Raw genomic sequence first — 22,506 nt, 5'->3', positions numbered from 1 at the left:
CAGTGACGCACGTGCGAGGGGGCCCGGATGCTGCGAGGGGGCGCCGACGGACTCAGGATGCCTCGAGGAGGTTCGCGCTGTAGGGGACGCGCAGCGTCTGGGCGAACCGGTCGAAGAGCGCAGGGTCGCCGTCGAGCACGACGACGCCGGTGGCGAGCGCGTCCTGCGGGCTGAGCGTGCCTGCAAGCAGGTCGCGGATCCCCGGTCCTGCGGTGATCTCGAGATCGGCGTCGTCGAGAAGCCCGGGGTCGGCGGTGACGGCACCGCCCCGCATCACCACGTGCACCTCGATCTCGCCGACGCGCACGTTGTAGACCGTGTCCCAGTCGGCCGGCACCACGCCGTCGCCCGCCGCCACCCGGAGCGCCGCCGTGATCGAGGAGGTCGTGACGATCTCTCCCTCCCGTGGCTCACGCATGCCGCCGGCGCCCCAACGGGAGAGGGCGTCCAGTGCCGGCCCGAGCTCCTCCCCGCGCGGCGTGAGGCCGTAGACGACCGAGCGCTCGCCGCCGGCGGGCGCCGCCCTCTCGACGATCCCCTCGTCCTCGAGCTCCTTCAGCCGCGTCGCCAGCGTGTTCGTGGGAATGCCGGGGAGCCCCGCGACGAGTTCCGAGTAGCGCCGCGGCCCCACGCTCAGATCGCGCAGGATCAGCAGGGTCCAGCGCTGTCCGACGATCTCCGCCGCGCGGGCGAGACCGCAGAACTGGCCGTAGTGCTGGTTCGTCATGAAAATCACGATACCACTTGACTTCATTATTTGCAGTGTGCTTTATTTTTTGCAGTAACCCGGATTCGGGCACATCGCGAGAAGGAGAAGGACATGACCGCCACCATCGCCCCGGCCGAGATCGATGCCTCGCCGGAATCGGACGCCGGAGTCGCCGCGCGCAACCGCACCGCGCTGAGGCTGCTGCTCGCCGCGGTCTTCGTCGTGTTCCTGAACGAGACGATGATGGCCGTGGCACTGCCGCGGATCCAGGAGTCGCTGCACATCGACGCGACCCGTGGGCAGTGGCTGACTACGGCCTTCGCGCTCACCATGGCGGTCGTCATCCCGACCACCGGCTGGCTCATGCAGCGCCTGCGCACCCGCACGGTCTTCACCGTCGCGATGTCGAGCTTCGTCGCCGGCACGGTCATCGCCGCGCTGTCCCCGGTCTTCGAGATGCTCGTGGTGGGCCGCGTCGTACAGGCCATGGGCACCGCCGTGATGATGCCGCTCATGATGACGACCGTGATGACGGTCGTGCCCGCTGAGGAGCGCGGCAGGGTCATGGGGCGCGTGTCGATCGTCATGTCCGTGGCGCCTGCCGTCGGACCCATCGTCTCGGGCGCCCTCATCCAGGTGCTGCCGTGGCAGGGGCTCTTCTGGGTGATGCTTCCCATCGCACTCACGATGCTCGCCATCGGGATCCGCCGCATCCCGAACGTCTCGGAGACGCGTGCCGTTCCGCTCGATGCGCTGTCGGTGGTCCTCGCCGCCCTGGCGTTCTCCGCACTGGTGTTCGGTCTCAGCCAGATCGGCGCGACCGCGGTCGGCGAGGCGGCGGTGCAGCCCTGGATCCCGATCGTGCTCGGCCTGGCCGGGCTCGGGCTCTTCGTCTGGCGTCAGCTCGTGCTGCAGCGCACCGACTCGGCGCTGCTCGATCTGCGCACGTTCCTCTCGCGGGACTTCGCCGTCGCGGTCGCCATGATGACCGCCGGCATGGTGTCGCTGTTCGGCGCCTTCATCGTGCTGCCGCAGTTCGCGCGCTACACGCTGGGCCTCGACCCGCTGTGGGTCGGTGCAATCCTGCTCCCCGGCGGCCTGCTGATGGGGCTCGCCGGACCCACCGTCGGGCGGCTGTACGACCGCTTCGGTCCGCGCCCGCTGGTCATCCCGGGATCCATCGGTCTCGCGGCCTCGCTCTGGACCCTCGCGTTCGGACTGGGGGAGCACTCCTCCTGGGTGGTGCTGCTGGGGGCGCACATCGTGCTGATGCTGTCGCTCGCCTTCCTGTTCACGCCGGCGTTCAGCGCCTCGCTCGGTTCGCTGGCCCCGCAGCTGTACTCGCACGGCAGCGCGACGATCGCGACGCTGCAGCAGGTGGCCGGCGCCGCGGGCACGGCGATCTTCGTCGCCCTGTACGCGACCGGGGTGACCGCGACCGGATCCGCGGATCCCGACCTCCCCTCGCCGGCAGCAGCTGCCGCGGGCTCGCACCTCGCGTTCCTCGCAGGCGCGATCCTCTCGCTCGTCGTCATCGCCCTCGCCCTGTGCGTGCGCCGTCCGGCGGCGGCGGCGGTGGCGGCGACGACGGCGGAGGAGGAGGCGACGGCGGCGGTGGCGGCCGAGGTCTCGGAGGCGGAGGCCTGAACCGCCGACGCCCCCTCTGAGAATCGGGGCCCCCTCGCAGCGACGTTCCTGCGAGGGGGCCCCGATGCTGCAAGGGGGTGCCGGCGTCGGGGGCGCTCAGTCGTCCAGCAGCGCCGCGGCGAACATCGGGCGGGCGGCGTCCGCGCTCGGCGGGTGGAACAGTCCCGCCGTGGCATCGCGGTACAGACGGCTCAGCTCGTGGCCGTTGTCGAAACCGGATCCGCCGGTGCACATGAGGGCGGCCTCGGCGGCGCGGCGGGCGGCCGTCGAGGCGTTCAGCCGTGCACTCACGAGCAGCAGCGGCCACCGTGCGCCGTGGTCGAGCAGTTCGTCGAAGTCGCGGCAGTACGCCTCGAGCTGCGCCGGCACGGCGAGATAGTCGAGGTGCGCATCGGCGAGCCGGGTGCGGGACTCGGGAACCTCGGCGTAGGTCGCGTCAGCTTTCGCGGAGCGTCGCTTCTTCAGACCTGCTGCGCCCAGGTCGAGCGCACGACGGGCGACGCCGGCGTAGACGGATCCGATGAGCAGCTGGAAGTTGCTCGTGATCGCGAACGTGAGCAGATCCGGCACCCGCCCCACGGCGATGCGGCGGTTCACGCGCTCCGGCGCCATGCGCACGCTCTTCAGGATCGTGGCGCGGCTCTGCGACGCCCGCATCCCCATCACGTCCCACTGGTCCGACACGGTGATGCCCTCCGTGCCGCGTTCGAGGAAGCCGTAGACGAGCATCGGGTTCTCCGGATCCGTGTCGTCGCGGCCGTGCGTGATCAGCCGGGTCCAGACGGGGGAGAGAGACGTGAAGATCTTGACGCCGCTGAGGAGGTAGCCGCCGTCGGCCTGCGGAACGGCGGCCGTCTTCGAGTCCTGCATGACCCAGTCGTTCGAGGGCTCGCTGATCCCGAAGGCGAAGATCTCGCCGGCCATCGCCTCGGCGAATACGTCGTCGAGCGAGTGGTCGCCGCGGTCGGCGAGGGCTTTCGCGACGCCGGTGCACATGAGGTGCATGTTCACGGCCAGCGCGGTCGCGGGAGCCGCGGTCGCGAGCCGCTGCTGCAGATGCGAGACCTCATCGAGGCTCAGGCCGGGGCCGTCGTGCGCCTCCGGCACGAACAGCAGCAGGTACCCGCGCTCGGTGAGTTCGGCGAGGTCCTCGTCGAAGAACCGGTTCTCCAGGTCGTACACGGCGGCGCGTTCGCGGAACCGCTCGAGCAGCTCATCCGGCAGATAGTGCTCGGCGAGCTCGGCGTGGCGGGTGAGACGGTCGGTCATCGTGCCTCCTGTGCGTGGTCGGAGAGGTCGGGGGACTCGAGCACGATGGCGCCGTTGTGGCCGCCGAACCCGAAAGAGGGGGAGAGGACGCGGCGGATCCGCCCGGCCGCTCGGGCCATGCCGCGCACGATGTCCCAGTCCGCGAACTCGGGGTCGTCGAGGTTGACCGTGGGGGGGATCAGGCCGGTGCGCAGCGTCTGGATCGCGAGGATGGCCTCGACGGCTCCGGACGCGCCGAGCAGGTGTCCCGTGCTCGACTTCGTCGCCGTGGTCGGGATCTGCCGGGCGTGCGCGCCGAACACGTTCTCGAGCGCCGCGAGCTCGGCCGCGTCGCCGGCCGGGGTGCCTGTGCCGTGGGCATTGACGTGGTCTATGGCGTGTGCGGCATGCGGATCCAGCCCGGCGTCGGCGAGCGCCGCGGCGACGGCCTGCGCGGCGCCGAGTCCCTGCGGATGCGGGGCCGTGGGATGGTGCGCGTCGCTGGACTCGCCGAACCCGGCCAGCACGGCGAGCGGTGCGGCGCCGCGGGCGCGAGCGACGTCCTCGGCCTCGAGCAGCAGAGCCGCGGCGCCCTGGGCCATCACGAAGCCACGGCGTCCGCGGTCGAACGGACGGCTGGCCGCGGACGCATCCGACTCGTACCCGCTGGCGAGCGCGCGCAGGTTCGCGTTCGCCGCAAGGTTGACAGGGTTCAGGCAGTCCTCCATGCCGACGACGAGCACGGCGTCGGCGTACCCGTGCCGGATGCGGCGCAGCCCGTCGCCGAGCGCGATCGCGCTGGACGCGCACGTCGCCGTGACCCCGTGCGCGGTGCCGCGGGCGCCGTACCGCTCACTGAGCAGCGCTGCCGCGGCATCCGGCGCGCCGTGCACGACGACGCTCAGCGGCACGCCGCGGGGACCACGGGCGTCGAGGGCGCGGGTGGCGGCCTGCATCGCGTCCACCGGGCCGGATCCGGTCGCGGCGAGGACGGCGGCGCGGGTCGGATCCCAGGGGAGCGCTGCTCCGGAGCGCAGCGCGCCGGGATCGACGCCGGCGTCGGCCAGGGCCTGATCCGCGGCGGCGATCGCCCAGAGCTGCAGGGGGCTGAGGCGGCGGCTCAGCGGCGGATCAACGACCCCTGTCGCGTCGAAGCCCTGGATCCTGCCGCCGATCCGCACGGCCAGTTCTCGGAAGTCCGGTTCGTCGAGGGCGGTGATGGCGCTGCGGCCCGCGACGACCGCGTCCCAGAGGGAGAGGACGTCGAGGCCGCTCGGCGTGATCGCGCCGAGCCCGGTGACGACGACGCGCCGCGCCGCCGGGCTCACAGCCGGATCCCTTCGCCCTGCTCGATGAGCGCGGTGGTCGCCGGGCGCCGGATCTTGCCGCCGGCCGTGCGCGGGATCCGCTCGAGGACGTACCAGCGCCGTGGCACGAACTGCGGCGCCAGCCGCTCGCGCGCCCAGGCCTGGAGGGTGGCCTTGGTGATCTGCGCGGGGGAACCCGCCTCGACCACGAGCGCCACAACGCTGCCGAGTCGCGGATCCGGCAGGGCCACGGCGCACACCGGACCGAGCCCGGGCATCGCGTCGAACGCGCGCTCCACCTCGGGCAGTGAGACCTTGTGCCCGCCCGTCGTGACGATGTCGCCGGCTCGTCCGGCCAGCTGCAGTCGCCCGTCCACCAGGCGGCCCATGTCGTGCACGGTCGCCCAGCCGTCGGGCCCTCGCAGCACGGCGTCGGTCGCCGCGGCGAGGTAGCCGTCCGAGCAGGCGGCGGCGTGGATCCACAGCGTGCCGAGCTCGCCGTCGGGCACGACGTCGCCCTCGTCGTCGCGGATCTCGGCGCCGATGCCGTCGTAGATGTCGAGCAGCGTGCCGTCGCCGCCGCGGCTGTCGCCGATGAATCCGATCTCCGCGGCGCCGTAGTAGCTGATCAGCCGCACGCGCGGCAGTGCCGTGGCGAGGCCATCGCGCAGCGCCGCGGGCAGGTTCGCACCGCCGGTGACGACGAGGTCCAGCCCGGCGAAGGCGTCGGGAGCGCGCCGGGCGGCATCGATGAGCACCTGCACCACGGCCGGCACGGCGACGATCCGAGTGATCCTCTCCGCCGCGACGCGCTGCGCCAGGTGGGCGGCATCGAAGGCATCGGCGAGGTGTGCGCCGCCGCCGGTGGCGAGGCATTCGATGAGCGCGTACAGCGTGAGGCTGTACGACAGCGGTCCCGGGGCCAGAGTCTGCACACCGGGACGTGGTTCGAGGTGCGCGCTCGAGACGGTGACGTTCTCGCGGTACTGCCGCCGCGTCTTCAGGAAGGCCTTCGGATCGCTCGTGGTGCCGGAGGAGAACAGCAGCAGGAACGCCTCGTCGGCATCGCGCACCGTGGGCGGATCCGCGAGAGCCGTCGTCGCCTCCCGCGCGCGGAACTCCGCGAGGGAGAGCACGGTGCCGGTCCATCCGGCGGCGCGGAGTGCGGGTGCGAGCGCGGGGTCGTCGCCGATGACGAGCCCGATCCCCGCCGCCACCACGACGTGCACGCGGTGCGCGAGCGGCCACTGCGGGTCGATGGTGGCGGACACCGCGCGATAGCCGGCGAGGCCGGCGACGATGCGCGCGGCGTGGAAGGCGCTGGCGATGCTGACCGCGGTGATCGGGATCCCGCGGGTCTCCGGCGCTGGTGGCGGGGGAGCGGCCTGTGCGCGATGTGCGGCGTCGACGACGGCGAACACGCGACGGGAGTCCTCGACGAGCCCGGCGTAGTCCAGGGCGCCATCGGGCCCGACGATGGCCGGCTGAGCGGGATCGTGCGCGGCGGTGGAGAGCACGGTCCTGGTGATCGGCATGCCCCGCCCTTCCCGTGACGCGTGCGCGCCGGGCGCGGCCCGGCTTCGCCGATCCAGTCTATGACCGGGCGCGGTCACGGGACCGGTCGGGCCGCTGGTCACTCGTCCTGTGAGCGAGGCGACCGCGCCGATCGGGTGCACAGGCAACGGTGCTACTGTCGAAGGAGTCGGCATTCCTGCCGACGACCAGGGAAGACTTCTTGTCGACCGATGGGCTTCGGCCTTCCGCTTTGCGTCGCCTCCTCTGCGAGACCTGTAGGAGACCGATGCACGCTCTTGTCGCTGTTGATTCTGCCGAGCCGCGTTCCGCGGACCTGACCGATCCGACTCCTGCCCTTCCCCCGGGCTCCACAGCGGTGATCTACTGCGAAGGCCAGTTCGGCGAGCAGGACGGCAAGACCGCGAACGGTCTCATCCGCCACTCCGAGAAGTACGAGATCCTGAGCGTCCTCGACAGCCGCCATGCCGGAGCCGATGCGGGAATGCTGCTGGATGGCCATGCCAATGGCATTCCGGTGCTCGCCAGTCTTGCTGAGGCGATCGCTCATGCGGGCACAGCGCCCGACTACCTGATCTGCGGAGTCGCGCCGGCGGACGGCCTGCTCTCCACAGAACAGCGGGTGGTGCTCCTGGATGGCATCGCCCACGGGATGCACATCATCAACGGCTTGCACGAGTTCCTCAACGACGACGTCGAGTTCGTGGCGGCGTCCCTCGTGGCGCGCGTTTCCCTCACGGACATCCGACGCCCGCGGGAGAAGCAGGATCTGCATCTCTTCTCCGGACGGATCTTCGACGTCACCTGCCCGCGGATCGCCGTCCTCGGCACGGACGGCGCGATCGGCAAACGCACCACCGCGACTCTGCTGGTCCGGGCGTTGAACGAGCGCGGCATCCGCGCCGTGATGGTCGGCACCGGGCAGACGACGATCATCCAGGGCGGCAAATACGGTATCGCTCTTGACGCTCTGGTTCCCCAGTACTGTTCCGGTGAGGTGGAAGACCAGGTGGTCGCCGCGTTCGAAGGGGAGGATCCTGACGTCATCGTCGTCGAAGGGCAGGGCGCGCTCAGCCACCCCGCCTATCTGACGTCGGCGCACATCCTTCGCGGCAGCCGTCCGGCGGGCGTTCTGGTGCAGCATGCTCCCAAACGCCGCACGCTGGGGGACTTCCCGATGGTGCCGATGCCCACGCTGGCCAGCGAAGTGGCACTGATCGAGGCCTTCGCCGACACGAAGGTCATCGGGGTGACGGTGAACCACGAAGGCATGACCGACGCGGAGATCGGCATAGCCATCGAGAGCATCGAGCTCGAGCTCGGCCTTCCCGCCACCGATCCGCTCACTCGCCCGCTCGATGCCCTCGTCGAGATCGTGCTCCGCGCGTTCCCGGAGCTCACCCCGACGGTCGAGCGTCTGGCGTCCGCGCGGTCGCTCTGAAGACCGCCCTGCCGGGCTTCGTCTTGATCTCTCTTGCCATGCAAGCTAGCTTGTGATGCATGATACCGGACGCCGGGGCGCAGATGCGCAAGGGCGTTGTCGAGTACTGCGTGCTCGGGCTGCTCGCGCGCGGTCCGATGTACGGCTGGGAGCTCGCCGAGCGGCTCACGGCCGAGGGGCTCATCGCGAGCATCGGCACGCTCTATCCTCTGCTGTCGCGGCTGCGCCAGAGCGGCTGGGTGCGTACGTTCGAGCGCCCGTCGGAGTCCGGCCCGGTGCGCCGCTACTACGAGCTCACCGACAGCGGAGTGCGGCAACTCGCGCAGTTCCGCACATCGTGGACGCCGTTCGCGCGCAGCGTGGCCGGTCTGATCGCAGAGGCCCCGCCGACGGCGCGGGTGACCGCAGAGGGGGAAGCATGACCGAGGCCGAGGCGCAGAGCCTGCGTGACGACTACCTGGGACGGCTCGACGCCGCCATCGCGGATCTGCCGTGGCGTGTCGCGAACGAACTGCGCAGCGGCATCGAGGAGGAGCTCGACGGGCTCGATGCTGCGGAACTGCAGTCGCGGATCGTGCAGCTCGGGGATCCGGTGCGGATCGCCGCGGCCGCGAAGGAGGAGACCGGGTCCGCGCCACCCGCGCCCGTGGTCGTCGTGACTCCGGCACCTGTTCCGTCGGCGAAGCCTGCGATGGTCGACACGAAGTGGTTCGCGATCGTCGGCGCACTCGTGCTCGGCATCGGCAGCTTCCTGTTCCCGATCGGCGGATGGGTCATCGGGGTGGCCCTGGTCACATCGAGCAGGTTCTGGCGGCGGTGGGAGAAGGCGGTGGCGATCCTGCTGCCGTTCGCCGTTTGCGTCCTGATCGCGCTGATCTCACTCCTCGGCGCGCTGTGGCAAGGCAGCGGCTCGGCCGCCGGACCGGGCACGTCGAATCCGTTGCTGCCATCGGGGCTTGCGATGTGGCACACGTCGATCGTGCTGGGGTTCTTCTTCGTCCCCGTCGGCGCAGCATGGCTGCTCTGGCGCCTGCGCGGACGCGAGACGCCGCGTCGCTGACGAAGGCCGCGGACCCGGATCCGATCAGGCTCCCGGTGTGCCGTGGTAGCGCATCAGCGCGGGCACGCTGAGCGCCATCACGGCCAGGAACAGCATCAGCAGGCTCGCGCTGATCACCGTTGTGGCGGCGATCCCGATGCTCTGCGCGGTGGCGCCGATGGCCAGCGCCGCGATGGGCTGCGCGCCGATCGCCAGCTCCTGCAGTCCCATGGCCCGCCCCTGCAGCGCCGGCGGCGTGGCGGACAGCATGAGCGTGTTCTGCAGCACTCCGAACACCGACGAGACGAGCCCCGCGAGGATGAATGCGCCGGTCGCGATGAGCGTCGTGGGCGCCAGGGCGAACAGGATCCAGCACACTGACATCCCGGCGATCCCGCACACGAACACGGCGCCCTTCCACGGGAAGTCGCCGAGGGCGGCGATCACGAGCGAGCCGACGATTCCGCCCACTCCGAACGCGGTCAGCAGCAGGCCGAGTCCGGCCGCGTCCAGCCGCATGCTCTGCGCGAACACCGGCATGAAGCCCTGGTGGATCGACCAGATGAGGAAGTTCACGGCGACCGTGATCAGCAGCACTGCCAGCACCACGCGCAGGCGCGCGATCGCGAGGAAACCCTCGCCAAGCATGCGCCAGATCGAGGAGTGCGGCACCTCGGGCGGCCTGTAGCCGCCAGTCACGCCACGAAGCGCGATCAGCGAGAGCACGAACCAGAGGGAGCCGATCCACAGCGCCGTCGCCGTGCCGAACGCGCTCACCAGCAGCCCGCCGACCGCCGGCCCGAGCATGAGCGTCGTGTTCATCGCCAGGGCGTTCAGCGCGTTCGCGTTGCTGAGCTGTTCCGCCGGCACCTTGCCCGCGACCAGCGCGGCCCGCGCGGGCTGGGAGGGGGAGTGCGCCAGCCCCAGCGCCAGCCCGCCGGCGGTGAGCACGCCGAACGAGCCGAGCCCGGCCGTGGTGAGGGCGGCGAGGCCGACGGCTGCGACGATCGCGACGCCGCACGCGATCATGAGCAGGCGCCTGCGGTCCATCCGGTCCGAGATCGCGCCGGAGAGCGGGCCGAGCAGCAGGGGAAGCAGCCGCACCGTGGTGAACGCGGCGACGAGGATCTCGGATCCGGTCTGCGCGAACACCATCCAGCCGAGGATGAACGTGAGCGTCCACATCCCCCCGAAGAAGGCGATGTTCGAGAGCAGCAGGGCCGAGAACTCGCGATTGCCGTGCAGGGAGGAGAACGGGCGGAGCAGAGCGGCGGAGAACCGATTCGGGCGGGCGTCGGGGCGCTCCTCGATGGCCATCCGGTCTCCTGATCGTGCGCGGGCGGGCGCGATCCGGGGCACGGTGCGCGATTGGTATACCATTCTACGCCCGTGGCGGGGCCACGCAGAACGCCTCCGCGCCGCCGGCAACGAGCACGGCGGCGCGGACGGATGCGCGACTGCTCAGTCGGCCGTGTACACCTCACGCCCGGCGAACCAGGTCGAGAGCACGCGCGCGTCGATGATGGCGTCGGCGGGGCCCGCGATCGCGTCACGGTCCAGCACAACGAAGTCGGCGGACTTGCCGACCTCCAGGGATCCGGTCTCGGATCCGAGGCCCATCGCGACGGCGGCGTTGCGGGTGAAGACCTGCAGGGCCTCCTCGGCGGTGATCGCCTGTTCCGGCCAGAGCGTTCCTGGCGCGCGGCGCAGGGGATCCGCCCGGGTCACCAGTCCCTGGATGCCCTCGAGCGGGTTCGGCGACTCGCTCACCGGCCAGTCGGATCCGCCGGCGACGAGAGCCCCGGCGTCGATGAGAGCCCGGTTCGGCTGCGAGTGCTCGGCACGCTCGCCGAGCACCTCGGTGAGCATCTGCGGGATGACACCGGGGAACCAGATGAAGGGCGAGATGTCCGCCACGACGTCGAGCGCGGCGAGTCGCGGGATGTCGGAGTCGGCGAGGAACTGGCCGTGCGCGATCTGGATCGGGGTCGTGAAGCCCTCGGCGCGCAGCTGCTCCGCGACATCGAGCACGAGGCGGGCGGATCCGTCGCCGGTGCAGTGCACCTTGGCGCCGAGGCCGCGCTCGGCGACCTGCCGCAGCCAGCCGTACAGTTCGTCGAACGTCATCGTGGTCTCACCGTGGAAGTGCGCCCCGTGCGCCGCGTCGGGGACGTACGGCTCCAGGAACGAGGCGGTGCGTGCCGGCGGCACGCCGTCGAGGAAGATCTTCACGAAGTCGGGGCGGTGGTGCGCGGTGCGGAACTCCTCGCCGCGCTCGATGAGGGCGGATCCGACCGGGTCGAAGCCGAAGATCTCGTCGTTGACGAGCAGGGAGGACACGACCCAGGCGTTCAGCTCGCCATTCGTGTCGAGGGCTCGGAGCGCGCCGAGGATGTCGATGGAGACGCCCGCATCCTGGAACGCGGTGATGCCGTAGCTGTTCGCGAGGTGAACGCCGTGCGCCGATGCCGCGCGGTGCTGCGCGGCGCTCAGACCGCCGGATCGGTCGTACGCCTCCTGCACGGGGATCCCGGCGGCTTCGAGCAGCACGCCCGTCGGGGTGCCGTCCTCGGGGTCGAGGATCGTGACGCCGCCGGCCGGGATCGAGCCCGGCGCGATGCCCGCGAGCTCGAGGGCGCGCGAGTTCGCCCAGCGATTGTGCCGGGAGTCCTCCGCGATGACCACCGGGCGCCCGCCCGCGGCCTCGTCCAGCCGGAGCCGGACGGCCGTGCTCTGCAGCGACGGGAGCATGGTCGAGGCGACCACGCCGCCGATGATCCACGCGTCGTCCGGCAGCGTCGCGGCCTTCTCCCGCACCCGGTCGAGGATCTCGTCCAGAGTGAGGGAGGGCGGCAGGGTGAGCTCGAAGAGCTCTGTGCGCCCGGCCAGAGCGTGGTGATTGTGCACGTCTGCGAAGCCGGGGTAGACCGCGGCCCCGCCGAGCTCGAGCACCCGTGTCGCGGGTCCGCGCAGCGCGTCGACCTCGGCGCGCGTGCCGATCGCGGCGATGCGGCCGTCGCGCACGGCGAACGCCTGGGCGTCGGGCCGAGCGGGATCCACGGTGCGGATGACGTCGGCGGCGACGATGAGCTCGGCGGGGGCGGTCGTCATGTCAGGCCGTCGCCTTCTCGCCGGTGCCCTGCGCGCCGAAGTTCGCCGGCTCGAGCTCGGGCGCGTGGTGCGTCACCGAGATGAGGCGGCCCCAGGCGCCGAACGTGAAGTGCGTGGGCACCTCGCCGGTCTCGTCCAGTCCGAACAGCACGCCGTGCGAGCGGATCTTGTTGATGTCGCGGTGGTCGGCGACGGTGATCGACGCGCACGGGATGACCTTCTCGCGCCAGGCGAACATGTAGATCCCAGGCCGGATCTCCCACACGCTGTTCTCATCGGTGTCGGCGAGCCCGCGCTCCGGGCCGGCCAGGCACTGCCAGGTGTACCAGCGCTCGGAGAGGTACACGTGCTCGTACGCGTGGATCTCGCTGTACACCCACTCGACACGGCGGCCGATGAGGGCGGTCGTCGGCTGCGGCTCGACGCCGGCGGCCTCGATGCCGTCGATCGTCGCGGTGCCGAAGTGGTGCTGCACGCGCGTGCGGCCCTGCTCGGCCTGCGGCAGGATCTCGCTGATGATCGAGAGCACGCGTCCGGCGCGCAGGTCGATCACGAGGGAGACCGCCTCGTTCGGCAGGTAGCGGTGGTGGAACTGCACGTAGAACAGGTCGTCGTCGACCTCGATGGCCTCATAGGCGTCGGTGTCGGTCGCGGGCGCCGTCGGGTCGCCCTCACCCGGCGAGTAGGTCCAGGTGACCTCGTCGTCGGCGAAGCGATGCGCGATGCGGGTGCCGTTGGGGGCGGTGACGTTGATCTCGCGCCCGGACAGAGCCGTGGTGTGCGGCGCCTTGTTCGCGTCGAAGCCGGGGGCGAGGCCGTCCAGCGGCAACCAGGTCGAGGTGTCGGCGGGGTTCATGGTGGTCATGATGCTCCTTGATGAGGGGTGGTGAAAGTGGATGTCAGCGGTTGCTGAACTGCTCGAGATCGGCGGCGAGGCCGTCGTAGACGGCGGGTCTGGTGCGCTTCAGGTATTGCGCGTAGACGATCCCGCCGACCACCGCCAGCACCAGCAGCAGCGGCAGGAGGTTGATCCAGAGCTCCTCGGATCCGGCCACGATGTTGAAATTGAAGATCGCGAGGATCGAGATCGCCGCGATGCCCAGGAAGCCGATCCCCGGCGCGATGAAGGTGCTCCACCAGCGAGTGTCGTGCTGCCGGCGGAAGTACACGACGATCGACAGCGCCGCCAGGCCCTGCAGGATCAGCACGCTGAGCGTGCCGAAGCCGAGCATGGCCGGGACGACCTGCACGATCGGATCCGCACCGACGACGAAGAAGACGACGGCGACGACGCCTGCGAAGCCGGCCTGCACGATGCCGGCGATCGCCGGAGACCCGCCCGCGCGGGTGCGGGCGAGCGCACGGGGCAGGATGCGGGCGCGGCCGAGCGCGTACAGGTAGCGGCTCGCGGAGTTGTGGAAGGCGAGCATCGCGGCGAACAGGCTGACCAGCAGCAGGATCATCATGACCGTCGTGAGCGGGCCGCCGAGGTAGCGCTGGGCCAGTACGAAGATGAGGTCGCCCGTGGGCAGGTGCTTCACGGCGACAGCCTGCGCGTCCGGCACGCCGATCGCGCTGACGACCGCCCAGGTGGTGACGCCGAGGATGACGCCGATCGCGATGATCGCGGTGTAGGTGGCGCGCGGGATCGTGCGCAGCGGCTGCTTGGCCTCCTCGCTGAACAGCGCCGTTGCCTCGAAGCCGAGGAATCCGGTCGCCGCGAGCAGCATGCCGATCGGGAGCGAGCCGGAGAACACCCATTCGGGGCTGAACGCGGCGAAGGAGAATCCCTTCTGCACGAACACCGACACATCGAAGACGAGCAGCATCGTCGTCTCGAGCACGAGGCAGACGCCGAGCACCTTGGAGGAGAAGTCGACGCCGATGCGGGCGAGCACGAAGCAGACGGCGATCGAGAGCAGGCCCCAGAGGATCCAGCTCATGTCGAAGCCGGTGAGCTCCTTGATGATCGACTGCATGAAGAAGCCGCTCGTGCCGATGGTGCCGACCACGAAGAAGTTGTAGCCGAGGGTGGCGATGAGGCCGGCGATCAGCCCGCCGGTGCGGCCGAGGCCCTTCACGACGAAGGCGTAGAAGCCGCCCGCGTTCACGAGCTGCTTCGACATCTGCGCATAGCCGACGGCGAACAGCAGCAGGATCGCGGCGACGAGGAAGAACGACATCGGCGCGCCGCCGCCGTTGCCCAGCGCGATCGCAAGGGAGGCGACGACGACGATGCCGGTGAGCGGCGCGACGGCGGCGAGCACCAGGAAGACGATCCCGGCGACGCCGAGGGCTCCCTGTCGCAGTGCGGTGTGGGTCTGTTGGTCTTGTTCAGTGGTCACGTCGGCTCCTTCGCTCGGTGACGGCGCGTTCTTCCGGCCAGGGTGGGCGTCGCAGCGCGGACGTGATGCTGCGTGGAAGACGGGCATTCTCGGACTCTGCCGAGTCTGCCCTTCCCGGGTGCGGCGGACTTGCTCATGAGCGAAGGACGATGGTGTCAGCGTGCACACCCGTCCCGCGCCCCCTCGATCCCGCTTCGTCGGCGGAGCAGGATGGCGGAACGGAGACGGTCGGCATGGCCGGCACCGCGCACGGAGGGAGCGGCGATGGAGCTGCAGCTGCAGGGCAGGACCGCCCTGGTCACCGGTGCCGCCGGAGGGATCGGGCGTGCCGTCGCACAGGCGCTCACCGCAGAGGGGGTGCGGGTCGCGCTGCTGGACCGTTCGGCCGAGGGGCTCGCGGAGACCGCCGCGACCTGCCCGGGGTCCGTCCCCGTGGTCGCCGATGTCACGGACGAGATCGCGGTCGGCGCGGCCGTCTCCGATGCCGTCGCTGCCCTCGGCGCCCTGCACACGGTGGTGTGCTGTGCGGGCATCTCCGGCTCGGTCGGATCCGGGATCGACGAGACCTCGCTCGCCGAGTGGCAGGCCGTGTTCGCCGTGAACGTGACCGGGGCTTTCCTCGTGCTCCGGGCCGCGCTGCCGGCGCTGCGCGCGGCGCCCGCGGCCTCGGTCGTGCTGGTGGCCAGTGACTCCGCGTTCGTGGCGTCGCCCGGCATGGCGCCGTACTGCGCGTCCAAGGCCGCCCTCGTGCAGTTCGGGCGCGCGCTCAGCGTCGACCTCGCGGACGATGACGTGCGGGTGACGACGGTGTCGCCGTCGGTCGTCGACACTCCGATGAGCCGGGGCGATCTCGGCGACGAGGCGTTCGTCGCCCCGGCCTTCCCCGTGCAGAGCGCCGAGGAGATCGCGGCGCACGTGGTCTATCTCGCCTCTCCGCGCGCCCGCGCCGTGAACGGATCCGGCATCCTCAGCGACTTCGGATACAGCGCCCGCTCCGGCTTCCCCGCCTGAGCCTCGACATCAATCCGGCCCCTTCTCTCTCGCATCCCCGCTTCCCCGACAGGAGACCCCATGACCACCAACGGATCGACCGGACGCGTCGTCGTCATCACGGGCGGCGGCACCGGCATCGGCGCCGCGATCGCCGCCCGCTACGCCGCGGAGGGCGCGCACGTCGTCGTCGTCGGACGACGCGAGGCGCCGCTGCGCGAGGTCGAGCGCGCGGTCGGCGCGCATCCCGTGATCGCCGACGCCGCCTCGACCGAGGACGCGAAGCGTGCGGTCGCCGAGGTGCTGGCGACGTTCGGCCGCATCGACGTGCTGGTCGCGAATGCGGGCGGGCACGGGTTCGCCCCGGTGGGGGAGACGGACGATGCCGGCTGGGAGGGCGCGATCCGCGCGAACCTCACGACGGCGTTCGTGATGGCGCGCGAGGCGCTCCCCGCGCTCATCGAGGCCAAGGGCCAGATCGTCGTGATCTCGTCGCTCGCGGGACTCTTCGCCGGCCCCTCGGTCGCGGGGTACACCGTCGGCAAGCACGCGCTGATCGGCCTCACTCGCACGCTCGCGCGCGACTACGGCAAGCACGGGGTGCGCGTGAATGCGGTCTGCCCCGGATGGGTGCAGACGCCGATGGCGGACGAGGAGATGGACGAGTTCGCGGAGCACGCCGGCCTCGCGTCGCGGGAGGAGGCGTACGCCACGGTCACCGCGGACGTGCCCCTGCACCGCCCCGCGCAGCCTGCCGAGATCGCGGCCGTCGTGCGGTTCCTGGGATCCAGCGAGTCGTCGTACATGACCGGATCGGTGCTGGTCGTCGACGGCGGCGCGCACATCGTCGACCTGCCCACGACCGCGTTCGAGCACGCCGGGATGTAGGGCGGGTGGATCCGGTCTCTGAGCCTGTCGAAGGGACCGGATCCGCGTTCGAGGCGTTCAGTTCTTCGACGCGCGCGGATCCGAGCCGTCCGTCTTCGCGGCGGTCGGCGCTGTCGCCGTGGTCGGGGCGGCGCTATCGGCGGCACGCGGGCCTGGATCCGTCCGGGCGAGCACCGTGCGCAGCTCCGCGATCTCGGCGCGAAGCGCATCGACGTGCGCGACCGTGGCGGCCTGGCGACTGGTGTTCTCGGCCGACACCTGCTCGACGATCCATGAGGCGAACGTCGCCGTGACGACACCGAGCAGCGCGATGCCGCTGAGCATGAGACCGACGGCGATCACCCGTCCCTCCAGCGTGATCGGGGCGAGATCGCCGTAGCCGACGGTGGTGATGGTGGCGAACGCCCACCAGATGGCGTCGCCGAAAGTGGTGATGCTTCCGCCGCCGGCCCGCTCGGCGTCGAGCACTGCGAGCGAGGCGACGTAGACCAGCAGCAGGGTCGCGCTGGTGACGTAGATGACGATCTGGCCGCGCACGGCCCGGCCGGCCGTGCGCTGAAGCACGGCGAGAAGCGTGACCACGCGCAGTACGCGCAGGGGGCGGAGCATTGGCAGCACCACGGTAGCGAGGTTGAACAGGTGCGTGAGGAACCAGTGCCAGCGTCGCGGCGCGAGCACGAGGCTCACGATGTAGTCGATGAGGAAGGTTCCCCACGAGACCCAGAGCAGGTCTTCGAGCAGGGCGCCGAGTTCTCCCCGAGGATCCACGATCACCTGGATCGAATAGGTGACGAGGAACAGCAGGGACGCGACGATGAGCGGCCACTCGGTGATCCCCCGCCAGCGCTCCAACGTCATGCGCGCATCGTACGCCCGGACGGGTCGGCACGGGATGGCCGCGCGCGCCCGGATAGGCTGGGCGCCGTGACCCGGAGGACGAGGTGGACGACGATCGTCGTCGTGGTGATCCTCGCCGCGCTCGCGACGCTCGCCGTCGGGAGGGGATGGATCCCTGCTGATCAGCCCGCGGTGGTGGCTCCGTCCACGGCGACCTCAGGACCGGCCGCCGTCGGACCGGCCGCCTCTGGATCTGCCGGCGGAAGCTCCGACGATCCCGTCCGCGCGCTGTTCGATGAGCACCGCAGCGGAGTGGAGGTGCAGGGCACCGGCGTGGTCTCGCGCGTCTTGGCGGATGACACCGAGGGCTCGCCGCATCAGAAGTTCATCCTCACCACGCCCGGGGGCGTCTCGATCCTCATCGCGCACAACATCGACATCGCCCCGCGGCTTGACGGACTGTCGAAGGGCGACCGTGTCGACTTCCTCGGCGACTACGAGTGGAGCGACAAGGGCGGCACGGTGCATTGGACGCACCATGACCCGTCGGGGCAGCACCAGAGCGGCTGGCTTCGCTGGAACGGCCGCACGTTCTCCTGAGGTCCTGCGCGCGGGGCTTCCGCGACCTGTGCAGGCCCTCGAGACTGCCGTGGTGACGCCGTCGGCGTTCGTTGCGCTGACAGGCCCCGGGGTCTCATCCGTCATGAGCCGGCAGGATGCGTCCCCAATTGACGCGGATCCGCCTACCCGCCCAGATACGCCCGGTGCAGCAGCTGCGGATCCGCGTGCAGGTCCTCGGCGGTTCCCTGGAACGACACACGCCCACCCGCCACGACTACGGCCTCGCGCGCGATGCCGAGCGCGAGCTGGGTGAACTGCTCCACGAGCAGCACGCCCACGCCGGACTCGGCGATCGACTGCACGATCGGCACCAGCCGCATGAACACGACCGGCGCAAGGCCCAGCGACATCTCGTCGATGAGCAGGATCTTCGGTTTCGCGGCGAACGCGCGGGCGAGGACCACCATCTGCTGCTCGCCGCCCGACAGCAGCGCCGTGGCGGAGTCGATCCGCTTCTCCAGCTCGGGGAAGGGCGCGAGCGCCGCCTCGAGCTCGGCCGGGGTGCGCGCGGTGAGCGACAGGTTCTCGCGCACCGTCAGCGACGGGAACACGGCTCTGCCCTGCTCGATGTGCACGATGCCCCTGCGGGCCCGCGACACGCGGGAGAGCTTGTCGATGCGCTCCCCGTCCAGCGTGAGCGCACCGGCGGAATGACCCACGACGCCGGAGATCGACTCGATCAGGCTGGTCTTGCCCGCGCCGTTGGGGCCGACCAGGGCGAGCACCTCGCCGCCGCGCACGGTCAGCGACACGTCCGAGATCACCGGGCCCGCGCCGCGGCTGACGGTGATGCCGTCCAGCACCAGTTCGCTCATGACAGCAGCTCCGTCTCTCCCATGTAGGCCTTGACCACGTCGGGGTTCGCGAGCACCTCGTCCTGCGGCCCGGTGGCGAGCACCGTGCCGAAGTTCAGCACGGTGAGCATCGGGCACACCGAGCGGACCAGATCGAGGTCGTGCTCGATGATGATGAGCGCCGTGCCGTAGCGCTCCGGCAGCTCGCGCAGCCGGGCGGCGAGCGCGAGGTGCTCGTCGTGCGAGAGTCCGGCGGCGGGCTCGTCCAGGATCAGCAGCCGCGGCTGCGAGAGCAGCGCCGCCGCGACCTCGACCAGCCGGCGGGTGCCGACGTCGACGCTCGACAGCCGCGCCCTGGCGGGCGGGCAGCCGAAGAACGCGAGCGTCTCGTCGATGTCGGCGGCGGACAGTCGGCGCCGTGCGACGAACCGCACGTAGCCGCCCACCGTGAGCAGCGGCGGCACCCGGTCCTGCTGGAAGGTGCGGCGCAGCCCGAGCCGGGCGCGGCGCGTGGGGGAGAGACCGGCGAGATCCCGTCCGCCCAGCAGCACGCGTCCGCCGTGCTTGGGCAGGAATCCGCTGATCGCGTCGACGAACGTCGACTTGCCGGCGCCGTTGGGTCCGATCAAGCCCATGATCGATGCAGCGGGCACCTCGAACGACACGTCGTCCAGCGCCTTAAGCGCGCCGAACTGCACGGTCAGGTGCTCGACGGTGAGCACGGGCTCGCCGTTCAGCACCGCGGGGTCGAGCACGGCGGTGGTCGTGGTGCGGATCTCCTCGACGTGCTCGTCCGCGTCCGCGGGCAGCGCCGTGAGCACCGCGGCGGATGCGTCCGCGTTCTTGCGATCCTGTCGCTTCCAGATCGCCGAGCGGATCGTCTGCCCGAGGTTGGATCCGCTCGTGAGCGCCTGCACGCCCAGCACGCCGAAGATCACGAAGCCCCAGTCCTGCGGGATGCCCCAGCGCTTCAGCAGCTCGGGCACGAGCACCCAGAGGATGCCACCGAAGACCGCCATGTCGATGAGGTGCGCGCCCGACATGATCGCCAGCACGTACAGCGCGAGTGACTGCAGCGGAGTGAAGCTCGATGCGAACGGCAGCTGCACCTGACCGGCGAGCAGGCCGCCGGAGATGCCGCCGAGCGCGGCCGACACGGCGAAGGCGGTGAGCTTCGCGGTCTGCACGCTCTGTCCGGCTGCGGCGGTGCCGCGCTCGGAGAAGGCGACGGCCTTCCAGCTCGCGCCCCAGCGGCCGCGCTGCAGGAAGAAGACCCCGAGGCCGCACACCACCAGCACGATGATCGACAGGAAGAAGAACTGCTTGTCACTCGTGAAGCCGGCGGGGCGGTCGATCGAGATGCTGTCGGCGGATCCGGGGAACTGGATCTGTACGAGCGTCACATCCGCCGCAGCCGCGAAGCCGAGCGTGACGACGGCCAGGTTCACGCCGCGCAGGCGCAGCGCGGGCAGACCCACGAGCATCCCGACGAGGCCGGCCGCGATGCCGCCGGCGATGAGCCAGACGATGAAGCCGCCCGGCACGTGCCAGAGGTTGAACAGCGCCACGATCCAGGCGCCGACGGCGGCGAAGGTGAGCTGGCAGAGCGCGATCATGCCGGCGGATCCGGTCACGATGCCGAGTCCGAGGATCGCGATCGCGGCGGTCACGGCGCTGATCGCGAGGAAGACGAAGTACCCGGAGAGCGTGTTCGACAGGACCAGGCCGACGAGCACGCAGACCACGGCGACGGCGAACGGCCAGGTGTTGCGGAACAGGGGGTTCCCGGTCAGGCCCCGGCTCGAGGCGAGCGGGCGGTCAGCGTGCGGCATCCCACACCTCCTTGCGCTGCGTCCAGAGCAGCAGGATCACGATGAACAGGAACGGCAGGAAGTTGCGCACCAGCGCGACCTGGTTGATCTGCGCGACGAGGCCGCCGAGCACGCCGAGGACGAGTCCGCCCACGACGGTGAGGTCGAGACGCTTGAATCCGCCCAGCAGCGCGGCCGCGGCGGCGGGGATGATCAGCATCGCGAGCCCCGTGGCGTCGTTGGACTGCGACGGGGCGACGATGATGATCGCGATCGCGCCGATCACGCCGGTCACGAACCAGACCGCGATCGACAGCGGGCGGGACCGGATGCCGAGCAGCTCGGCCGTGGTGGGCCGCTCGGACAGGGCGCGCAGCTGCACGCCCACCCTGGTGCGGCTGAGCACGAGCTTGACCAGCAGCGCGGTCACGATCGCCATCAGCACGGTGGCGACAGTGACCTGGCTGACCACGACGCCGCCGATCGAGAAGGCGGGGCCGGCGATGATCGGGTCGAACGGCTGGGGCTTGTTGCCGAACAGGATGAACGACAGCGATATCAGCAGCAGCAGCGGCCCGACGGTCATCGCCGAGCGCGTCGTGGTGGAGGCCTCGGACAGCCAGGTGGCGGCGATCCAGCCGATCGCGACCGCCAGGACTCCGGCGACGAGGACGCCGAGAACCGAACCGAGCCAGATGGGCAGGCCGGCCTGGCGCACCAGCCAGACAGCGGTGAACGCGCCGAACATGCCGGTGGCGGCCTGCGCGAAGTTCACCACCCGCACCAGCCGCGACATCAGGGTGAGGCACACGCCCAGCACCGCGTAGAGGCCGCCGGCGGCGAGGCCGGCGATAGCGCCCTGCAACATGGCGTCGTCCTTTCTGTGTTCCGGTCGCTGAGCTCGTCGAAGCGCCCGGAAAGGGGTAGGCGGATCCGGTCTGCTCGGGCCCTTCGACAGGCTCAGGGACCGAGCAGACCGGATCCTCGGATCACTTGGTCAGGCGCAGCCAGTCGTCCGAGACCTTCTCCCACTTGTGGGTGCCGCTCTTCAGCACGATCGGCCAGCCGGCCGTGTTGTCGACGCCGAAGGTGTACGGCGTGCCGATCATCTTGTCGTTGATCGGCTTCATGCTCTTCAGCGCGGCGCTGACGCTCTCCCGGGTGACGTCGCCCTTGATCGTCTTCAGAACCTCGATGAAGTGCGTGGCGGCGAGGTAGCCGCCCTGGCTGAACGAGGTGAGCGGGATCTTGTTCTTCGTCATCAGGTCGCGCCAGCCCTTGTTGATGGCGTTGTCGTCGGTGAACGGGTAGAACTCGGCGGGCACGTAGACCCCGGCGCCGGCGTTGTCCACCGCCTGGGCGAAGTTGTCGCTGTAGACGCTGGTCAGGTACAGGAACGTGACGTCGTTCCAGCCCTGCGCGTTGGCGGCCTTGATCTGGCCGATCGCGTCCGGCTCGATCGGGTTCACGGCGAGCGCCTTGCAGCCGGCCTGACGGGCCTTCACGATGTACGGCGTGTAGTCGCTCGCGCCGTACGGCAGGGTGTCGTCGACGTACGAGGGCTTCTTGCCGGTCGCCTTGGTCCACTTGTCGATCGCCGCCTGGTAGGTCGGACGGGTGGAGCCGGCGATCTCGAGCAGGACGCAGATGTTGTCGAGGTGCAGCACTTCGGAGCCGTAGGTGAGGGTGAGCGTGAGGTCGTTGTACGGGCCGACGTTGGCGGGCGAGATGCTCTTGCTGTCGAAGCAGCCCGTGTCGACGCCGATGCCGGGGATCGACAGGATCCCCTCCTGCTCGTAGTACTTCTTGTTCAGGTCGCACTCGATCAGGCTCGCGGAGCCGACCATCGCGACCGCGTTGTCGCTGCCGACGATCTCGCGGGCGTTGGCGGTCGCCGTGGCAGGGTCGCCCTTGTCGTCGAGGGCCTTGTAGTCGATCTTCTGGCCGTTCAAGCCGCCCGCGGCGTTGAACTGGTCGAACACGGCCTTCGCGGCCTGGGACGCCTCGGGGAAGGTCGCAGGACCCGAGATCGTGTTGACGGACCCGACCACGATCGGATCCTTGGATCCGCCTGATCCGCCGGATCCGGAGCAGCCGGCCAGAGCCAGCACACCCGCGGTCAGCAGCGCTGCCGCGACGGTGATGCGCTTGTTCATGTGATTCCTGTCTTTCGGGTTGCGGGGCG

The 22,506-nt window shown here is 70.6% G+C and carries 20 protein-coding genes; 7 read left to right on the top strand and 13 right to left on the bottom strand.

What is annotated here, in order from left to right:
• Window positions 1-52: 52 nt before the first annotated feature.
• The gene (locus ACTJI8_RS10785) at window positions 53-727 is read right to left on the bottom strand and encodes a winged helix-turn-helix transcriptional regulator (RefSeq protein WP_440733438.1); all 675 of its coding nucleotides are present in this window, start codon (window positions 725-727) and stop codon (window positions 53-55) included.
• A 93-nt stretch (window positions 728-820) separates the two neighbouring features.
• Between ACTJI8_RS10785 and ACTJI8_RS10780 the strand changes: the two genes are divergently transcribed.
• Complete coding sequence (locus tag ACTJI8_RS10780; protein WP_440733437.1) at window positions 821-2,356, top strand: DHA2 family efflux MFS transporter permease subunit; 1,536 nt, start codon at window positions 821-823, stop codon at window positions 2,354-2,356.
• A 96-nt stretch (window positions 2,357-2,452) separates the two neighbouring features.
• Here the strand turns inward: ACTJI8_RS10780 and ACTJI8_RS10775 are convergent, their stop codons facing one another.
• Genes ACTJI8_RS10775 through ACTJI8_RS10765 form a run of 3 tightly spaced genes read right to left on the bottom strand, consistent with a single transcriptional unit; the run spans window position 2,453 to window position 6,446 of the window.
• Window positions 2,453-3,625 (bottom strand): acyl-CoA dehydrogenase family protein, encoded by a 1,173-nt coding sequence (locus ACTJI8_RS10775; protein WP_440733436.1) that lies wholly within the window; start codon window positions 3,623-3,625, stop codon window positions 2,453-2,455.
• Window positions 3,622-4,932, bottom strand: coding sequence for a beta-ketoacyl-[acyl-carrier-protein] synthase family protein (locus tag ACTJI8_RS10770; RefSeq protein ID WP_440733435.1), 1,311 nt, complete (start codon window positions 4,930-4,932; stop codon window positions 3,622-3,624). The genes ACTJI8_RS10775 and ACTJI8_RS10770 overlap by 4 nt, the downstream gene beginning before the upstream one ends.
• On the bottom strand, window positions 4,929-6,446 hold the full coding sequence (locus ACTJI8_RS10765) for a class I adenylate-forming enzyme family protein (RefSeq protein WP_440733434.1): 1,518 nt from the start codon (window positions 6,444-6,446) through the stop codon (window positions 4,929-4,931). Before ACTJI8_RS10765 ends, ACTJI8_RS10770 begins: the two co-directional genes overlap by 4 nt.
• A 266-nt stretch (window positions 6,447-6,712) precedes the next feature.
• On the opposite strand from ACTJI8_RS10765, the gene ACTJI8_RS10760 reads away from it, so the two are divergent.
• Genes ACTJI8_RS10760 through ACTJI8_RS10750 form a run of 3 tightly spaced genes read left to right on the top strand, consistent with a single transcriptional unit; the run spans window position 6,713 to window position 8,945 of the window.
• Complete coding sequence (locus tag ACTJI8_RS10760) at window positions 6,713-7,885, top strand: DUF1611 domain-containing protein (protein WP_440733433.1); 1,173 nt, start codon at window positions 6,713-6,715, stop codon at window positions 7,883-7,885.
• 59 nt (window positions 7,886-7,944) lie between these two features.
• On the top strand, window positions 7,945-8,307 hold the full coding sequence (locus ACTJI8_RS10755) for a PadR family transcriptional regulator (RefSeq protein WP_440733432.1): 363 nt from the start codon (window positions 7,945-7,947) through the stop codon (window positions 8,305-8,307).
• The gene (locus ACTJI8_RS10750) at window positions 8,304-8,945 is read left to right on the top strand and encodes a hypothetical protein (RefSeq protein ID WP_440733431.1); all 642 of its coding nucleotides are present in this window, start codon (window positions 8,304-8,306) and stop codon (window positions 8,943-8,945) included. The genes ACTJI8_RS10755 and ACTJI8_RS10750 overlap by 4 nt, the downstream gene beginning before the upstream one ends.
• A 24-nt stretch (window positions 8,946-8,969) precedes the next feature.
• Here the strand turns inward: ACTJI8_RS10750 and ACTJI8_RS10745 are convergent, their stop codons facing one another.
• The 4 genes from ACTJI8_RS10745 to ACTJI8_RS10730 form a co-directional block, all read right to left on the bottom strand.
• A complete protein-coding gene (locus tag ACTJI8_RS10745) occupies window positions 8,970-10,241 on the bottom strand; it encodes an MFS transporter (RefSeq protein WP_440733430.1) in 1,272 nt (423 codons plus the stop codon).
• A 144-nt stretch (window positions 10,242-10,385) separates the two neighbouring features.
• The gene (locus tag ACTJI8_RS10740) at window positions 10,386-12,035 is read right to left on the bottom strand and encodes an amidohydrolase (protein ID WP_440733429.1); all 1,650 of its coding nucleotides are present in this window, start codon (window positions 12,033-12,035) and stop codon (window positions 10,386-10,388) included.
• Between the two features lies 1 nt (window position 12,036).
• Window positions 12,037-12,900 (bottom strand): molybdenum cofactor biosynthesis F family protein, encoded by an 864-nt coding sequence (locus ACTJI8_RS10735; RefSeq protein ID WP_440733428.1) that lies wholly within the window; start codon window positions 12,898-12,900, stop codon window positions 12,037-12,039.
• Window positions 12,901-12,934: 34 nt separating this feature from the next.
• Window positions 12,935-14,380 (bottom strand): APC family permease, encoded by a 1,446-nt coding sequence (locus ACTJI8_RS10730; RefSeq protein WP_440733427.1) that lies wholly within the window; start codon window positions 14,378-14,380, stop codon window positions 12,935-12,937.
• Between the two features lie 264 nt (window positions 14,381-14,644).
• On the opposite strand from ACTJI8_RS10730, the gene ACTJI8_RS10725 reads away from it, so the two are divergent.
• Both ACTJI8_RS10725 and ACTJI8_RS10720 read left to right on the top strand, forming a co-directional pair.
• Window positions 14,645-15,391 carry an SDR family NAD(P)-dependent oxidoreductase gene (locus tag ACTJI8_RS10725; RefSeq protein WP_440733426.1) on the top strand — a complete coding sequence of 249 codons (747 nt, stop codon included), beginning with the start codon at window positions 14,645-14,647 and terminating at the stop codon, window positions 15,389-15,391.
• A 60-nt stretch (window positions 15,392-15,451) separates the two neighbouring features.
• Entirely contained in the window at window positions 15,452-16,258 is an 807-nt protein-coding gene (locus tag ACTJI8_RS10720) for an SDR family NAD(P)-dependent oxidoreductase (RefSeq protein ID WP_233312560.1), read from the top strand.
• A 57-nt stretch (window positions 16,259-16,315) separates the two neighbouring features.
• Here the strand turns inward: ACTJI8_RS10720 and ACTJI8_RS10715 are convergent, their stop codons facing one another.
• Window positions 16,316-17,116 (bottom strand): potassium channel family protein, encoded by an 801-nt coding sequence (locus tag ACTJI8_RS10715; protein ID WP_440733425.1) that lies wholly within the window; start codon window positions 17,114-17,116, stop codon window positions 16,316-16,318.
• 66 nt (window positions 17,117-17,182) lie between these two features.
• On the opposite strand from ACTJI8_RS10715, the gene ACTJI8_RS10710 reads away from it, so the two are divergent.
• The gene (locus ACTJI8_RS10710; RefSeq protein WP_440733424.1) at window positions 17,183-17,695 is read left to right on the top strand and encodes a DUF3465 domain-containing protein; all 513 of its coding nucleotides are present in this window, start codon (window positions 17,183-17,185) and stop codon (window positions 17,693-17,695) included.
• 143 nt (window positions 17,696-17,838) lie between these two features.
• On the opposite strand, the gene ACTJI8_RS10705 is transcribed toward ACTJI8_RS10710, so the two are convergent.
• The 4 genes from ACTJI8_RS10705 to ACTJI8_RS10690 form a co-directional block, all read right to left on the bottom strand.
• Window positions 17,839-18,531: an ABC transporter ATP-binding protein gene (locus ACTJI8_RS10705; RefSeq protein WP_440733423.1), complete on the bottom strand. Its 693-nt coding sequence runs from the start codon at window positions 18,529-18,531 to the stop codon at window positions 17,839-17,841.
• On the bottom strand, window positions 18,528-20,342 hold the full coding sequence (locus ACTJI8_RS10700) for a branched-chain amino acid ABC transporter ATP-binding protein/permease (protein ID WP_440733422.1): 1,815 nt from the start codon (window positions 20,340-20,342) through the stop codon (window positions 18,528-18,530). Before ACTJI8_RS10700 ends, ACTJI8_RS10705 begins: the two co-directional genes overlap by 4 nt.
• A complete protein-coding gene (locus ACTJI8_RS10695) occupies window positions 20,329-21,189 on the bottom strand; it encodes an ABC transporter permease subunit (protein ID WP_440733421.1) in 861 nt (286 codons plus the stop codon). Before ACTJI8_RS10695 ends, ACTJI8_RS10700 begins: the two co-directional genes overlap by 14 nt.
• Window positions 21,190-21,310: 121 nt before the next feature.
• Window positions 21,311-22,477 carry an ABC transporter substrate-binding protein gene (locus tag ACTJI8_RS10690; RefSeq protein WP_440733420.1) on the bottom strand — a complete coding sequence of 389 codons (1,167 nt, stop codon included), beginning with the start codon at window positions 22,475-22,477 and terminating at the stop codon, window positions 21,311-21,313.
• Window positions 22,478-22,506 lie beyond the last annotated feature (29 nt).

This window comes from Microbacterium sp. 22303 (genome assembly GCF_052045265.1).
GTDB lineage: Bacteria > Actinomycetota > Actinomycetes > Actinomycetales > Microbacteriaceae > Microbacterium.
The sequence above is the reverse complement of the archived record's forward strand: the minus strand, read 5'-3'. Positions and strand labels throughout refer to the sequence as shown.

Bases quoted from the DNA above. Each gene is read 5' to 3' on its own strand.
- ACTJI8_RS10690 (WP_440733420.1), bottom strand. From the start codon at position 22,477: ATGAACAAGCGCATCACCGTCGCGGCAGCGCTGCTGACCGCGGGTGTG.
- ACTJI8_RS10755 (WP_440733432.1), top strand. From the start codon at position 7,945: ATGATACCGGACGCCGGGGCGCAGATGCGCAAGGGCGTTGTCGAGTAC.
- ACTJI8_RS10760 (WP_440733433.1), top strand. From the start codon at position 6,713: ATGCACGCTCTTGTCGCTGTTGATTCTGCCGAGCCGCGTTCCGCGGAC.
- ACTJI8_RS10775 (WP_440733436.1), bottom strand. From the start codon at position 3,625: ATGACCGACCGTCTCACCCGCCACGCCGAGCTCGCCGAGCACTATCTG.
- ACTJI8_RS10765 (WP_440733434.1), bottom strand. From the start codon at position 6,446: ATGCCGATCACCAGGACCGTGCTCTCCACCGCCGCGCACGATCCCGCT.
- ACTJI8_RS10705 (WP_440733423.1), bottom strand. From the start codon at position 18,531: ATGAGCGAACTGGTGCTGGACGGCATCACCGTCAGCCGCGGCGCGGGC.
- ACTJI8_RS10700 (WP_440733422.1), bottom strand. From the start codon at position 20,342: ATGCCGCACGCTGACCGCCCGCTCGCCTCGAGCCGGGGCCTGACCGGG.
- ACTJI8_RS10750 (WP_440733431.1), top strand. From the start codon at position 8,304: ATGACCGAGGCCGAGGCGCAGAGCCTGCGTGACGACTACCTGGGACGG.
- ACTJI8_RS10745 (WP_440733430.1), bottom strand. From the start codon at position 10,241: ATGGCCATCGAGGAGCGCCCCGACGCCCGCCCGAATCGGTTCTCCGCC.
- ACTJI8_RS10785 (WP_440733438.1), bottom strand. From the start codon at position 727: ATGACGAACCAGCACTACGGCCAGTTCTGCGGTCTCGCCCGCGCGGCG.
- ACTJI8_RS10780 (WP_440733437.1), top strand. From the start codon at position 821: ATGACCGCCACCATCGCCCCGGCCGAGATCGATGCCTCGCCGGAATCG.
- ACTJI8_RS10720 (WP_233312560.1), top strand. From the start codon at position 15,452: ATGACCACCAACGGATCGACCGGACGCGTCGTCGTCATCACGGGCGGC.
- ACTJI8_RS10740 (WP_440733429.1), bottom strand. From the start codon at position 12,035: ATGACGACCGCCCCCGCCGAGCTCATCGTCGCCGCCGACGTCATCCGC.
- ACTJI8_RS10695 (WP_440733421.1), bottom strand. From the start codon at position 21,189: ATGTTGCAGGGCGCTATCGCCGGCCTCGCCGCCGGCGGCCTCTACGCG.
- ACTJI8_RS10735 (WP_440733428.1), bottom strand. From the start codon at position 12,900: ATGACCACCATGAACCCCGCCGACACCTCGACCTGGTTGCCGCTGGAC.
- ACTJI8_RS10715 (WP_440733425.1), bottom strand. From the start codon at position 17,116: ATGACGTTGGAGCGCTGGCGGGGGATCACCGAGTGGCCGCTCATCGTC.
- ACTJI8_RS10725 (WP_440733426.1), top strand. From the start codon at position 14,645: ATGGAGCTGCAGCTGCAGGGCAGGACCGCCCTGGTCACCGGTGCCGCC.